Here is a 15,128-nt window from a genome sequence, read left to right on the forward strand (position 1 = left end):
ATGACATACAGCCATAACGAGCAACCAGAAAACACGATACTGGAAAATATAGTCGGCCCCGTTTCTCTCCCGCTGAAAATTGACGAAAGCGTCAATTATTTTCAGCTTCATTACTTTGAATGTCAGGGCAAGCGCTGGGCCTGCGCTACACTGGGAGACCTTAACTCCATGCAAGCCGTGCCACTACGGATCGAATCGGCTTGTTTCTTCGGTCATGTCATGCACTCCCAGCAATGCGATTGTGGATTTCAGCTTGACGAGGCATTCCGGCGTATTGCCCGGAATAAAGGTGGAGTGGTGATCTATGGCATCGATCAAGATGCCCGTGGTTTGGGTATCGAAAAACACTTCCGCATCTATGACTACCGACAAAATGAAAATCTGGATACTGATGAAATCTATAAGCGTTTCCATGCGCCTCTGGATAGTCGCTCATATGAAGCAGTGACCGCTATCCTGCACTTCCTCGGTATACGTAATATCTTATTAATGTCCAATAATCAGGAACGTTTGGCGTTTTTACGTAAGCAGGGATTCCAAGTCGAGCGCGATGAGATTGAAGCACCACTGACACAGTACAACATGGCAACAATGATGCTGGAAAAAGAAGATCTTAATTATCAGTGGAGTTTTCATACTCATGGTGATTGGTTATTACCACTGCAACAACGGGCAGAGGAACACCCTGACTGCTATGTTGCCTGTGTCGTCAAAGACAACCGCGAAATTGTAGCTGACTGGATGGGAGAGAACTGGGATGTTGCCACTTCACTGCTGGCAAAATTGAGCGATAGTAACAATCGCGTTGAAAACGGTTTAGCGGTTTATCTCAGCGATCTCCCCCGTCTGGACGAACTGGCTTTGTATGCCAAAGCGGGTGTGAGCTTTGTGGTTGTTCCCTTCCCTGTCCTGCCAGACTACCTGAAAGCTGAGGCACGGCGTCTGGGGATCAGGCTACAAGACTGGGGACGCGAAAATAAATACAAACAGCCGCGCCCACAATGGATTCTGGAAGAGCATAGTGATAACCAGCATATTTACATCCGCGAAGGTGAGCGCCGGGTGATACCGCGGAGTCATGGAGGTATCGTTTGAGTTCCCAGACTATGCCCTACCGGGCTATTTTTGCCTCCAGACAGGAGGCACTTAATACCATGCTGGATGATACATCGAACTATATGATGGTCGACAGCTTCAAAGGGGCGCCCGTTAACATGCGGGTGTTTGAGAGTTTTAATCCTTTCCATGTCTGGTCATCCCCCTCCATTCCTGTACCGGGGCAGCCTGAACGGCTGGCCCGGTCCGTAGAATCCGTATGGCAGGGGGTAAAACTTGTCGATGGTATCACCGATTTTAGCCAATTCCTCGGTCAGCCAAGTAAGCGACCTGACGATCACGAACGTCGGCAATTACAAGATTATTGCTACGCAAACAGCCAGTTCGTCTATGGTGATCGTCTGTTGGACTTGCTTAGCGCCCGATTTTTAATCTACCTGCCAACTTATCTTTTTATACTGGAAAAACGGGTACCCGAAGCATTACTGCGAGAGTTGAATCAACACCTGACCTCTGTAGGGCCAATACTGTTTTACGATTGGGATGCCAATCAGGACATTACTGACACCAGCAGCTCTTTTAGCCATTCAGCCTTGCTTGCGTCATGGTTCAACGGAACATTTGAAAATGACTATTGGGCGTTAGCGCACCGCGTATTACAGGAAGATGATTGGCTTACTTTCGACGCATCCATCAAAAATTTGCTTAATCGCTATTACGCTATACACAATGGATTTCAAGATGCATCGCGGCGGCAAGGGAGTAAATCCTTGGGAACATAGATAACTATGTGACCGAGGTGAGCGAGCGCAGCCAACAAAGAGGCAACTTGAAAGACGAAGTGTATATGCAGAGAGGGAAACTATGAAGCTAAATACGAGTCTGGCCAACAAGCTATACTGGGCAAGCGAAAAAATGCAGGGTAAAGGCGAGGTCGCAAAACGATTGCAGTGGCTGGAAGAAACGCAATACCTGTCACTGCGGGAATGCCGAAAACTGCAAATGGAAAAATTGCACACATTACTGACACATGCTTATGAAAGCGTTCCCTACTATACCCGCGTTTTTAACGAGCGCGGCCTGAGACCCGATGATTTTAACAGCCTGTCAGATCTCGCCAAATTACCCTTGTTGACCAGACAGGAATTAACTCAACATCAAGCTGAATTGATTTCGACACGGGCTGACCATACTACGCTGCAAACTAACTACAGCAGTGGTTCTACAGGCAAACGTGCCTGTTTCGTTCAGGATGCTAACTTCCGGCTATGGATGCGTGCCCATCAGCTTAGAACCTATCAGTGGTGCTCAAACTGGAAAGTCGGTGAACCGTTTGCTTTGTTGTGGGGCTCCTCCATATATTGGAGCTTAAAAAGCGTTTCCGATCGACTGAAGAATCTCCTGAGCAACCGGCGTGAATTTAATACTTTTCGATTATCACCGGAATTAATCGGGGAATTTACCCGGAATCTCGCCAGTTTTAATCCGGTACTGATCAGTACTTACACCAACGCAATGCACTTGATTGCCCGTCAAATGGAGCGTGAATCTATACGTGTACCCGCATTACGTGCAATACAAGGAACATCAGAACCACTTCCTCCAATCATTCGTGAACGCCTGCAACGGGTATTCCGCTGCGAAGTTTATGACAAGTACGGCTCACGCGAGACAAATATTGTCTCCCACGAAAGCCCTCGTCACGATGGTATGCTGATACAAGTGGAAAATGTGGCGGAAGAATTCCTGCGCGATGATGGTAGTGCCTGCCAACCGGGTGAGACTGGTCGGGTCGTACTGACAACGCTGAATAACTTTGCCATGCCGCTGATTCGCTACGAAACCAGTGATCTTGCCTCACCGATGGCAGGCAACTGTACCTCCGGGATTGGGCTTCCGCGCATGAGTCACGTGGCGGGACGACAGCAGGATTTGATCCTGACTCCGGACGGCGCTTATATCGATGCTTATCTGTTCTCTTTCTTGATCATGCGGTTTGAGGAAATTGAGTGGTTTCAGGTGGTGCAGGATAGTCTGGATAGCTTGCGCATCCGGCTAATGGTACCGACAGGTATTTCCCGACAGCGTTGTGATGAAATTGTAGAACGCATCCATCATCACGCTGGCTACCCGTTTCACATAGAATTTGAACAACTGGACAGAATGCCCGATTCCCCCACCGGCAAGTTCCGGCTATGTGTTTCGGCTCTCAGCGATATCGGCACCAGTAACCAAACGACGGTCAACTCATGAAGACTAAAATCGCCGTTCAGGAATTGCGCGAGCTTGGTCAGATTGCATTGATCCGGGCCAATACACCGCCGGAAGTTGCAGCTCTGGTGATGGATGACCTGCTAGAAAATGAATTAACAGGCTACCCCTCCCACGGTGTATTAAGGCTAGCAGACTATATTGGCGATATTCAATCTGGTGTACTTAAGCCTGCCACTATTCCGGCTGTATCGCTGACTATGCCTAACATCGCCATTGTAGATGGCTGTCGAACCTTTGGTGTCTTGGTGCGGCAAGAGTTAATACTCGTATTGCAAAAACTGGCTCTGGAGCATGGGATCGCTATCGCCTGCCTGCGTGACGCCCACCACCTCGGCAGACTGGCGGCTATCGGCCGTTCTCTGGCGGGCCTTAATGATCATCCCCTTGCTGTTATAGGATTCAGTAACTATCAGGGAAATGGAGCACGGGTTGCTCCGATTGGCGGTCATCTGGCGAGATTATGTACTAACCCGCTGTTGCTCGCCTTCCCAACCAACACAGCTGATCCTTTTGTATTAGATATGAGCACTTCAACTGTCTCGGAAGGCTTTATCCGGCGTCACAACCAAGAGGAAAAACAAGTGCCTCCCGGCTGTCTGGTCGATGCGGAAAAGAATGACATACTCGATCCTGCCTGTCTCTACGACATCCCTCCCCGGGCAACTATACAGCCATTGGGAGGCAATCTTGCCGGACACAAAGGATACGGGCTAGCCGTAGCAATGGAATTATTCTGCGGCGCACTTGCGGGTGCCGGACATGTAGCCAGACCGCATGCACCCGGCAACGGTGGGCTGTTTTTGGTTATCGATCCATCCAGAATGCCGGGAGGTGTTGATACGATCCGAAGCGAGGCGGAAGCTATCATGAACTATTGCCGTGACTCAGGCCGCCCGGAGGCTCCGGCTCGGATGCCCGGTGAAGGCTATGCTACCCGCTATAACGAGGCAAAAAATACATTAACGTTATCACTGCCAACGTCTGTGTTAGCCGAAATCCGTCGTCTTGCCGGTGTTATTCAAAAGGAGCTTTAATATGCAATTTAATAGTGAAGTCCATCCCCTGCTGTCTGCACACAATCGCTGCAAGAACCGGCTGGAAAAAAACCTCACCTGTTTCGGTCTGTTTTTAGTTTCAGCGAGTTCTTTAATCGCAGAATGTTGTGCGGTACGTGGCCCCGACTGGTTATTAGTCGATATGGAAGCATCACCGGCTGACAGACACGATCTGATCCAAATGTTACAAGCGATGAACGGATCTCGCTCCACAGGTATGGCTCGGGTGGCACGCAATGACCGCCAGCAGATAGAGGCAGCGCTGGACTCGGGAGCTATGGGGTTGATGGTGCCTAAGGTGGAATCCGCCGCTGAGGCTAAAATGGTCGCCGACAGCGTTTATTATCCGCCTAAAGGAAAACGGGGGGTCAATCCCATACGCTGCTCCGGTTATTTTTCACGCCTGCCAGACTACTTTGCGGAAGCCAATGATTCACTACTTACTATCGTTCAAATCGAATCAGCCAGAGCGGTGGCGGCCGCAGATGAAATCGCAGCCGTTGATGGCATCGATGTGCTATTCATCGGGAGTGGCGATTTAGCCTGTGATCTGGGGCAGGCCGGACAGGTAGAAAGCCCTGAGATGGAACGAGCATTCGAGTGTGTACTTGAAGCCTGTCATAAACACGGCAAAACACCGGGTATATTCGCAAACAGTGTCGAGTTAGCTCACCGTTATGCCAGTCAGGGGTTTCGTTTTATTGCTGTCGGCAATGATCTCAAACTCATTGCAAGCGGGCTGGAACAACAAATGTACGGTCTTGAAGGCACAGACTCTGCTTAAATAATGTCATTTTTTAGAATAATATACACTTCATCTTTCAGGTTACCTCTTTATCGGCTGCGCTAATTCCCCCAGTCACCGTTTTTATCAACATACGGTTATCTATGTTCCGGGGGATGACTGAGAGGCTCCTGCCTCTCACCGGAGGCCAGCCTTTAGCTGGGCAAATTCGTTCCCGACGAATTTGTCTCTCCCTTACCGCTCAACGCACCTTGAAATCCATTGTATATATTGACCTCCAGTTAACTTGAGGTTTTATGGTGTCTATTGGATGTTTCCACTCATTGACAGAATATTAAGTCAAACTCTCTATAAGTTGAGAAAAACAGTGTCTTCTACCTGAAAATTGTAAGGTGAAATTATGCAACGGTTTGTTGAAAACATTCTGGAAAGCTCTTGGCTATGGATTATCACTCGATTACTTATTTTGTTTATTTTTGTTCCATCGGGACTTGCCAAGATTTTCGATTTCGAAGGCAGTCTGGCAGAAATGCGGGCTGCGGGTTTACATCCTGACTGGTTTTTTAATATTGCTTCCGCAATCGTCTTACTTTTCGGCTCAATATTGATCTTATTAGATCGCTTTGTCTGGCTTGGTGCAGCTACATTGGCTCTCTTTCTTTTGTTAACTATTTTTATTGTCCATACTTTTTGGAATTTTTCTGGCGAACATGCCAAGATCTCACTCTATTTTGCGTTTGAGCATACCACGGTGATCGGAGGGTTGCTGGCAACCGCAATAACAAGCCATTTAAGAAAAAAACTCAATACACATTAAAAGAGGCGATTTTATGTTATCTACACCAATAGGACGATTAAGAGTAACTGGATTCATAGAAGGGATTTCTTTCCTATTACTATTATTTGTAGCAATGCCGTTAAAATATTTCGCGGGATTTCCAATAGCAGTTAAAGTGACAGGAATGGCCCACGGTATTTTATTTATTCTGTTCATCTTTGCCGTAATTCAAGTAGCCATCGTTCACCGTAAATCAACTTTATGGTCATTTGGTGCACTTGTTGCATCGGTTATCCCATTTGGTACGTTTGTATTAGATGCAAAATTAAAAAATGAACAATAGTAATAGTAAAAATCCCCTTTCGTAGAAAGGGGTATTGATATGTCCCGAAAGAAGGTACGTATTCGATAGCTAACCAAAAAATCAAGCTCCTAAGCAATAGGATGGTTGTTTTACAGGCTGTAAAATAACTTATTGCTGAAATGGATATTCTATACTTTCACTTATCTCAACCTTGATTGATGATTTATCTGTAAATGAGGGCCAATCATATGACTTTTGGATAAATTTATAGGAATAATACTCTTTACCATCATCGATAAATTTCAGATTCAAAATGTTCCACCATCCATCATGGCAATGCAAATTTTTTGCATAATCCTCTTCATAAAAACATGCCCTTATCATTTGCATTGATGAAAAAGGGATATCTTTAAATGCCGTTTCATATGAACCATCGTTATTAAGCATCACGAAATCAGCAGATTCGTATTCAAGACCACCACCAGAATATCCTACTCCCCAATTCGAAACCAAGGCGACAGCCTGCTTAGTCTTACTCAATGGGTATAATGCCGGATATATATAAACACCGTTATCATTCAATTCATCAGGATCAAACCCCTCACTACTATGTTTATAACCACCAAACTCCCATAATCCATCTTGAATGTAAGCGCCGTTTACCTTTCGAATCTTGATAAGTTCAAGTGATGGGTTTGTGAAATAAAATACATCCTCTACCCCTCTCGCTTTCCAGATTTTAGCCTCACGTTCACACTTATTTTTTAGCGCGTTACATACACCCAGATATTGCTCACTCTCTTCTTTCAACGCAACTAATACGGTTGGTTTGATTACGTTTAAGGTTTCGCTCGCCATCAAAGGGAAAGAGACAACCACAAAAAATAAAGCACCTATTCTTTTCATTATATTCGTCCTAACCTATACACTTCGTCTTTCAAGTTGCCTCTTTGTTGGCTGCGCTCGCTCACCTCGGTCACCGTTTTTATAAACATACGGTTATCTATGCTCCTGGGGATTCTCTCTCTTGCCGCCGCGATGCATCTTGAAATCCATTGTGTATAAATATATCCCGTAAACCTATTACCACTAGCCTTATTTGCATCTAAACTTCAGAATATGTATGTTATTTTACCTATCCGATTAAGGAACTCACATGCAAATATATACCTTTCCTAAAAGCCGTTCATTAAGAGTTTTATGGGTATTAGAAGAACTTGGTGTATCGTCCTACGATACGATCAAAGTTGATTTACTTAATAACAACCCCAGCATTACATCTCCTCACTCTCGAGGAAAAGTCCCTTTTATGATTGATGGCGATATATCAATAGAAGAAACATTAGCGATATGTCTTTATTTATGCGAAAAATACCCCCAAAAAAGCTTTTATTCGACTGATTTAAAAGAAAGAGCAATTATCAATTCCTGGCTTAGTTTTGCGCTTACAGATTTAGAGTCGCCAATCTGGAATTTACTAAAACAACTAATGTTTATCCCCGAAGAAAAACGCTCTTTAGAATTAGTTAATTATTTTAAAAAAGAATCCGAGAAAGTCATCAACCAGCTGAAATTTGATGAAGGTCTTGAGTGGATTGCAGGTAATAGCTTTACCTTAGCGGATATTTTTATGTCGCATACGCTTCTTTGGGCTAAATTCGGTGGTATCAGCATAAGCCCGACTATCAACGATTACATCAGCAGAGCAACAAATCGGGTATCATATTTAAAAGCCCAAGAGAAAAACAATCAGTAAACTGACAGAAGAAACCTAATATTAACAGAATTTTTAACATTACACTTTTTCATAATAAATAAAAAATCTCATTAAGTAGTTCCTAAGTTTAATCACTTTGGTATAGGATAGTTTAACTTTAATTTATGGAGATTATTCTTGTGAAGGATAGCACCTCGTCAGATAATAAATTTACAGAATTTAATGCCTTTAACGTAATTTCTTGGATTGCAGTTATTGGTGGAATAGTTGTTTATCTCTCAGGGCTTTGGCGTTCAGAGATGATGTTAAATGAAAAAGGGTATTATTTTGCAATACTCATTTTAGGATTATTTTCTTCAATTTCAATACAAAAAACAGTCAGAGATAAAGCTGATAATATACCAACAACACGAGCCTATTATATTGCTTGTATTATCGCTTTCTTTTCCTCTATAGCATTAATCGCTATTGGTTTGTTTAATGCTGACTTACTGCCAAGTGAAAAAGGGTTCTATGGGATTGCTTTTTTCCTGTGTTTATTCGGCTCTATTGCTGTACAAAAAAATATCAGGGATATGGAACTGACTAAATCACCAATGAAAAAAGAAGTTAATTCTAAATCAATCAGTGAAGATGATTGAAGAAAAGGCCAGCGTTAAGCTGTGCCCTGTTTGCTGAAAATTAAGGGGGTTTAGACAGACTCCCTTACAAAAGTCTGTCTAATGCGACGGTAAGACGAGAACAAATTGATTAAAGCCGCGTTTAATGGAATGAGTCTCACGCCAACGCCTGACATCAAACTGCCCGGAAAGAAATTTCCGTCGGGATTTTTTCTCCCTGCCAGTACATTTGAGCAGCAATATTAGCGGCAATTTCCCGGTAAATATCGGCAAACTGGCTATCAGGCTGGCTGATAACTGTAGGCTCTCCACGATCAAGGTCTTCACGCAGAGAAATATGCAGTGGGATCTTACCTAGTAACTGGCACTCATATTTTTCCGCCAGCTTTTCAGCCCCCCCTGTGCCAAAAATCGCTTCATGATGCCCACAGTTATTACAGATATGTGTGCTCATATTTTCAATAATACCCAATACCGGCACACTGACTTTCTGGAACATCACAATACCTTTCATGGCATCAATCAGGGCGATATCCTGTGGAGTGGTAACCACTAACGCGCCAGTTACCGGAATATTCTGCGAGAGTGTTAACTGAATATCCCCCGTTCCCGGCGGCATATCAATGACCAGATAGTCCAGATCCGGCCACAAGGTATCCTGTAACATCTGCATAAGCGCCTTACTTGCCATCGGGCCACGCCAAACCATCGCGTTATCATCGGTGACAAGGTAACCAATAGAATTGGTCGCCATACCATGCACCATAATAGGTGCCATATGCTGACCATCCGGTGAAGTAGGACGTTCTTTGGCTGTTCCAAGCATACTGGGAACGGATGGGCCGTAAATATCTGCATCCAAAATACCTACTTTTGCCCCTTCCTGTGCTAAAGCCAGCGCCAGATTTACCGCCGTGCTGGATTTCCCCACACCACCTTTTCCTGAACTGACCGCCAGAATATTACGGACGCCATTAATTCCCGGCAAATTATTGGCCCGACGTAATGTGCAAATATCATGGGAAAGCCGCCATTCAACGCCTTTTGCGCCAGTCGCATCCTGCAAGAGTTGAGTAGTTTCTTCTTTCAGTGCTCCAAAGGCCCGTTTCCATACGAACGGCATCATAAGTTCAATATGCAGAACTCCATCAAGCACAGTGCAATGATGCAGTGCTTTCAGAGTCATTAAATCTTGTTCTAATGTAGGATGCTTAAATGCTGCCAATATTTTCGCAACGCTTTCTTTCAGCAGGTCAGGATTGGTCTGCTCGGGGGATTGTGAGTTCATCCCGGCTCCTTTTCATTTTCTTTTTCAACCTCAAACTGTCTGGTCATCATAACAGAAGCAAACAGCTTGCGATAAGGGCACAAACAAAAGTGATGAAGTTCTCGCATTGTTCTGAAGTCTGTTAACGTTTTATGTTCATCATTGTTACTTCATTGAAGAGTTCGACTTAATAATCACCCGAATCTCTTTCGCCTTATTCCTGCGAAGACGTCAGGCGTTTCTTGCATTTGTTGATGTTGGTGTCCCCTTGAGCGGAGAACCAAACACACAAATGACCTGCGATAAACGTAAATCCCGTTACATCCTTAGCTCTGGCTGTAAGTTTACCCCAAAGCACGGTGAGAAACGAAAAGGTGGAGACAAAACTAACTCAATTCATTCCGAATAATATTGCTTAAAATTAAGGTATTATCATGGCTGAAATATCATCGGCTCGACAAGTAAACACGTCTAAAGTAATGACTCATGTATTTTTGCCTTTTGCATTCGGGCACGGCATATCATTCCTGTTCCGAAATATAAATGCGGTCTTAACACCTTTTTTGATTTCAGCAATGACATTGTCCGCAGGACAACTCGGAATCCTATCAAGTGCTTACTTTTTTTCATTTTCCCTAGCGCAACTACCCGTCGGACTGGCCCTTGATCGCTATGGCCCAAAACGAGTGCAACTGTTTCTTTTAGGTATTGCCGTGGTGGGAGCGTTACTATTTGGCATTGGGCAAGACTTCACGACATTATTACTCGCCAGGATCCTTATTGGATTGGGATTAGCCGCCTGCTTTATGGGTTCGGTCAAAGTGCTTTCTTTTTGGGTCCCTGACAATAAACTCCCCTCTATTTATGGGTACCTACTGGCTGCCGGGGGATTAGGCGCTATGCTGTCGACATTGCCGGTTGCCTGGCTGTTAGGTTTTGTTTCCTGGCGAACGCTATTTTTTGCGATGGCTGGTGTAACACTGATTGTTATGGTAGCTACCGCAATATGGGTTCCCAAAGACCCAACTGAACATAAAATGGTGAAGTGGCCAAGGATTACCTCGATAATTGAAGTTTACAAAGATCACACCTTTCGCAAAGTCATCAGCTTGTTATTACTTCCCCATACGGTTGCTTTCGGGCTACAAGGATTGTGGATGGGAAAATGGTTACAGGATGTAGGGCATTACAGCAATAAGCTTACTTCGGTCTACCTGTTTATAGGAATGGGAGCAGGCATTATCGGCTCACTTTCTGTCGGTGCTATCACTGAATGGGCTGATAAATTCAATATTAAACCTATGGAAGTTGGCGGAATAGGTATTTCGTTGTTTCTGATGATACAAGTTTTATGTCTTTTCAACATTCTCCCGTTATTACCGCTACTCTCTGTCGGTTTTACTTTGATAAGCGCCATTGCTGGCCTGGAATACTCTATCGTGGCACAGAGTGTATCACCTGCTATGACCGGGCGGGCTTCTACCTGCCTTAATCTGCTTATTCTCTTTGGCACTTTTCTCATACAAACTGTGTTCGGTGTGATCATCGGTTTTTGGCCTGTCGATGCAGCCGGACACTATCCTCATATCGCATATCAAGCAGCATTCGGATTTATGATCCTACTACAGATCCCGGGATTTCTAAGATGGTTACTCAGTGTAATTAAGCGCGGCACATTTAAATCAGTCAGCGTTCAATTTCAGGATAAGTGAGTTAAACATACTGGCATGATGACTCGGTATCATCGTTTTTTGGCAAAGACGATTTTTGGCAAAGACAGTAATACCGGACATCATGCTACTTAAAATCCTTCCTGAAATGTCAACCTCCCCTAGCGGCAATGCTCCTTATCAGGTAACATCAAAAACCCTTTTTAATTTATGGAAGTCAGATCCTAACTATGTCTCAAGTCGCGAAAAAATTATTGGTGACCTGTGCGTTACCCTATGCTAACGGTCCAATTCATCTCGGTCACATTTTAGAACACATTCAGGCTGATATTTGGGTTCGTTATCATCGAATGCGCGGCAAAGAGGTTCACTTTGTCTGTGCTGACGATGCCCACGGCACACCAATCATGCTGAAAGCTCAGCAAGCCGGGATCACGCCAGAAGAAATGATCGACAAAGTGCATCTGGAGCATCAACAGGATTTTGCTGGTTTTGCGATCAGTTATGATAACTATCACTCTACACACAGCGAAGAAAACAGAGCGCTTGCATCCGAAATTTATCTGAAACTGAAGAAAAACGGTTACATCAAGAACAGAACGATTTCTCAGCTGTTCGATCCGGAAAAAAGCCTGTTTCTACCGGATCGTTTCGTTAAAGGAACCTGTCCGAAATGTAAGTCGGAAGATCAGTATGGCGATAACTGCGAAGTGTGCGGAACGACTTATGCTCCGACAGAGTTGATCAACCCGCGTTCAGTGGTATCCGGTGCAACACCAGAAATGCGTGAAACTGAGCATTTCTTCTTCGACCTACCGGCATTCAGCGATATGCTGCAACAGTGGACGCGTTCCGGCACTCTGCAAGAGCAGGTCGCAAATAAAATGCAGGAGTGGTTTGAATCCGGTCTGCAACAATGGGATATCACCCGCGATGCGCCTTATTTCGGTTTTGAGATCCCTGATGAGCCGGGTAAATATTTTTATGTCTGGCTGGATGCGCCTATCGGTTATATGGGTTCATTCCAGAATCTGTGTAACAAGCGTGATGACCTGAGTTTTGACGAATTCTGGGAAAAAGATTCTAAAACTGATCTCTACCACTTTATCGGTAAAGATATCGTCTATTTCCATAGCCTGTTCTGGCCTGCCATGCTGGAAGGCAGCAATTACCGTAAACCAACTAACGTGTTTGTTCACGGTTACATTACTGTCAACGGCACTAAGATGTCCAAGTCCCGTGGTACTTTCATCAAGGCGGAAACTTATCTAAAACATCTGGATGCAGATTGCCTGCGTTATTACTACGCGGCAAAACTCTCTTCCCGTATCGATGATATCGATCTGAATCTGGAAGATTTTGTTCAGCGCGTCAACAGTGACATCGTCAATAAAGTTGTTAACTTAGCTTCGCGTAATGCAGGTTTCATCAATAAACGTTTTGGCGGCAAACTAGCAGATAAACTTGCTGATCCTGCTTTGTACCAAAAGTTTGTTGATGCAGCACAGGGCATCGAAGAAGATTTCACTAATCGCGAATTTGGTAAAGCGGTACGTGAAATCATGGCGCTGGCAGATCTCGCCAACCGTTATGTTGATGAACAAGCACCATGGGTTATCGCAAAACAAGAAGGCCGCGACGCCGATCTTCAGGCTGTCTGCTCAATGGGCATTAACCTGTTCCGCGTCCTGATGACTTACCTGAAACCCATTCTGCCGGGTCTGGCTGAACGTGCAGAAGCATTCCTGAATACTGAACTGACTTGGGATGGAATTTCACAGCCACTGTTGAGTCATCCTGTTTCACCATTTAAGGCACTGTTTAACCGTATCGAAATGGCTAAAGTTGAAGCTATGGTGGTGGATTCCAAAGAGAGCATTCAGCCACAAAAAACCGTGACAGGCCCTCTGGCTGATGATCCTATTCAAGATACCATCACATTTGATGATTTCGCCAAAGTTGATATGCGTATCGCATTAATTAAACAGGCTGATTTTGTTGATGGTTCCGATAAGCTGCTGAAATTAACTCTCGACCTTGGCGGTGAAACTCGTCAGGTCTTCTCTGGTATTCGCTCTGCTTATCCAGATCCGAAAGTACTGGAAAACCACCTGACGGTTATGGTTGCTAACCTTGCTCCACGTAAAATGCGTTTTGGTATTTCGGAAGGCATGGTGATGGCAGCAGGCCCCGGCGGAAAAGACATTTTCCTGTTAAGCCCGGATAGCGGTGCCCAGCCGGGTATGCAGGTTAAATAATTATCAGCACAATCTGGTTGAAAATTCACACTAAAAATAAAAATGCGGGTTTTTTAAAGCCCGCTTTTTAATGTGACGTGTAGCACATTTATAAGATTAGTCGTATGATGACCCTCTTTATACTGAGGAATTATATGTTATGTCTTTCCTGAACGTGTTGCTGATCGGCTGGCAATATTTACGGGCATTTGCCTTGCTCTATTTATGCCTCATTGTCGGAAACTTCACCTCAGCACATCTCCCCTTCTCTCTTCCCGGCAGCATTATTGGCTTACTTCTTCTGTTCTGTTTACTGGCGCTCCAGATTATCCCCGCTCATTGGGTAAAACCGGGCTGTAATTTATTGATAAAAAATATGACGCTGCTCTTTTTACCTATCGGGGTTGGTGTCATGCAGTATTATCCACAACTCAGCCAACAGATAGTCCCGATCGCGCTTTCCTGTATCATCAGTACCGTTATTGTCATGATTACCGTCGCTTACAGTTCTCACTATATCCATCGTGAACGGACTATTATTGGTACCCGCCAGACAGATCAACTATTACAAGAGGAGCCACTAGAAAGTCATCAATCACAAACAGAGAGCTCACAACAGGAAGGAAACAAAAAATGCTAAACCATATCTGGTGGTCACTCCCATTAACTCTGTCTGTTTTTTATGTTGCCAAAAAGTTAGCCGTTCGGCTTAAATTGCCTGTGTTCAATCCATTATTGATATCAATGGCCGTGATTATTCCTCTGCTGCTGTTAACTCACACACCTTATAAGCACTATTTTGCCGGTAGTGGAATATTGAATGATTTATTACAACCTGCCGTTGTTGCACTGGCCTTTCCGCTGTACGAACAACTCCACCAAATCCGGGCTCAGTGGAAATCCCTCATCAGTATTTGTTTCATCGGCAGCATTACTGCAATGATAACAGGTACTGCTATCGCTTTATGGGCAGGAGCCACACCTGAAATCGCGGCTTCAATATTGCCGAAATCAGTCACAACCCCTATCGCTATGGCTGTAGCTCATTCTATTGGTGGTATTCCGGCAATCAGTGCTGCCTGTGTAATTGCTGTCGGTATTCTGGGTGCCATTTTTGGTCACAATCTGTTTAATGTATTAAAGATTAAAACTAAAGCCTCCAGAGGTCTGGCGATGGGAACAGCTTCCCATGCCGTCGGGACAGCACGATGTGCAGAGATAGATCATGTGGAAGGGGCATATAGTTCACTGGCACTGATGACTTGTGGAGTTATCACTTCGCTGGTGGCGCCGTTTTTGTTTCCTGTGCTACTACACCTGTTCGGTTAGTGATATACCCTTCGTCTTTCAAGCTGTTTCTTTGTTGGCTGCCCTCATTCACCCCAGTCACCGTTTTTATAAACAT

Annotated in this window: 15 protein-coding genes; 13 read left to right on the plus strand and 2 right to left on the minus strand. The window is 44.6% G+C overall.

Annotated features, from left to right (window positions below):
• From AAC855_RS14705 to AAC855_RS14735, 7 genes are all read left to right on the plus strand, one after another.
• Entirely contained in the window at positions 1–1,095 is a 1,095-nt protein-coding gene (locus AAC855_RS14705; RefSeq protein WP_340610566.1) for a GTP cyclohydrolase II, read from the plus strand.
• The gene (locus AAC855_RS14710; protein ID WP_340610567.1) at positions 1,092–1,838 is read left to right on the plus strand and encodes a DUF6939 family protein; all 747 of its coding nucleotides are present in this window, start codon (positions 1,092–1,094) and stop codon (positions 1,836–1,838) included. Before AAC855_RS14705 ends, AAC855_RS14710 begins: the two co-directional genes overlap by 4 nt.
• Before the next feature lie 82 nt (positions 1,839–1,920).
• Positions 1,921–3,309 carry a phenylacetate--CoA ligase family protein gene (locus tag AAC855_RS14715; protein ID WP_340610568.1) on the plus strand — a complete coding sequence of 463 codons (1,389 nt, stop codon included), beginning with the start codon at positions 1,921–1,923 and terminating at the stop codon, positions 3,307–3,309.
• Positions 3,306–4,364, plus strand: coding sequence for an Ldh family oxidoreductase (locus AAC855_RS14720; RefSeq protein ID WP_340610569.1), 1,059 nt, complete (start codon positions 3,306–3,308; stop codon positions 4,362–4,364). Before AAC855_RS14715 ends, AAC855_RS14720 begins: the two co-directional genes overlap by 4 nt.
• Before the next feature lies 1 nt (position 4,365).
• On the plus strand, positions 4,366–5,169 hold the full coding sequence (locus AAC855_RS14725) for an HpcH/HpaI aldolase family protein (RefSeq protein WP_340610570.1): 804 nt from the start codon (positions 4,366–4,368) through the stop codon (positions 5,167–5,169).
• A gap of 361 nt (positions 5,170–5,530) precedes the next feature.
• Positions 5,531–5,947 carry a DoxX family protein gene (locus AAC855_RS14730; RefSeq protein ID WP_340610571.1) on the plus strand — a complete coding sequence of 139 codons (417 nt, stop codon included), beginning with the start codon at positions 5,531–5,533 and terminating at the stop codon, positions 5,945–5,947.
• Positions 5,948–5,960: 13 nt separating this feature from the next.
• Positions 5,961–6,251: a DUF3817 domain-containing protein gene (locus tag AAC855_RS14735; RefSeq protein ID WP_340610572.1), complete on the plus strand. Its 291-nt coding sequence runs from the start codon at positions 5,961–5,963 to the stop codon at positions 6,249–6,251.
• A gap of 129 nt (positions 6,252–6,380) precedes the next feature.
• On the opposite strand, the gene AAC855_RS14740 is transcribed toward AAC855_RS14735, so the two are convergent.
• Complete coding sequence (locus tag AAC855_RS14740; protein WP_340610573.1) at positions 6,381–7,118, minus strand: hypothetical protein; 738 nt, start codon at positions 7,116–7,118, stop codon at positions 6,381–6,383.
• A gap of 250 nt (positions 7,119–7,368) precedes the next feature.
• Here AAC855_RS14740 and AAC855_RS14745 point away from each other — a divergent pair, with 250 nt between their 5' ends.
• Positions 7,369–7,968, plus strand: coding sequence for a glutathione S-transferase family protein (locus AAC855_RS14745; RefSeq protein ID WP_340610574.1), 600 nt, complete (start codon positions 7,369–7,371; stop codon positions 7,966–7,968).
• 140 nt (positions 7,969–8,108) lie between these two features.
• Positions 8,109–8,570 (plus strand): inner membrane protein YiaA, encoded by a 462-nt coding sequence (gene yiaA / locus AAC855_RS14750; protein WP_340610575.1) that lies wholly within the window; start codon positions 8,109–8,111, stop codon positions 8,568–8,570.
• Positions 8,571–8,724: 154 nt separating this feature from the next.
• On the opposite strand, the gene apbC is transcribed toward yiaA, so the two are convergent.
• On the minus strand, positions 8,725–9,837 hold the full coding sequence (gene apbC / locus AAC855_RS14755) for an iron-sulfur cluster carrier protein ApbC (RefSeq protein WP_340610577.1): 1,113 nt from the start codon (positions 9,835–9,837) through the stop codon (positions 8,725–8,727).
• A gap of 413 nt (positions 9,838–10,250) precedes the next feature.
• On the opposite strand from apbC, the gene AAC855_RS14760 reads away from it, so the two are divergent.
• The 4 genes from AAC855_RS14760 to AAC855_RS14775 all read left to right on the plus strand — a co-directional run bounded on the left by AAC855_RS14760 (position 10,251) and on the right by AAC855_RS14775 (position 15,052).
• On the plus strand, positions 10,251–11,528 hold the full coding sequence (locus AAC855_RS14760; protein WP_340610578.1) for an MFS transporter: 1,278 nt from the start codon (positions 10,251–10,253) through the stop codon (positions 11,526–11,528).
• A gap of 188 nt (positions 11,529–11,716) precedes the next feature.
• Complete coding sequence (gene metG / locus AAC855_RS14765; RefSeq protein WP_340610579.1) at positions 11,717–13,744, plus strand: methionine--tRNA ligase; 2,028 nt, start codon at positions 11,717–11,719, stop codon at positions 13,742–13,744.
• A 139-nt stretch (positions 13,745–13,883) separates the two neighbouring features.
• Positions 13,884–14,363: a CidA/LrgA family protein gene (locus AAC855_RS14770; protein ID WP_340610580.1), complete on the plus strand. Its 480-nt coding sequence runs from the start codon at positions 13,884–13,886 to the stop codon at positions 14,361–14,363.
• The gene (locus tag AAC855_RS14775) at positions 14,357–15,052 is read left to right on the plus strand and encodes a CidB/LrgB family autolysis modulator (protein WP_340610581.1); all 696 of its coding nucleotides are present in this window, start codon (positions 14,357–14,359) and stop codon (positions 15,050–15,052) included. Before AAC855_RS14770 ends, AAC855_RS14775 begins: the two co-directional genes overlap by 7 nt.
• Positions 15,053–15,128 lie beyond the last annotated feature (76 nt).

Origin of the sequence: Xenorhabdus bharatensis (assembly GCF_037996705.1) — a bacterium.
GTDB lineage: Bacteria > Pseudomonadota > Gammaproteobacteria > Enterobacterales > Enterobacteriaceae > Xenorhabdus > Xenorhabdus bharatensis.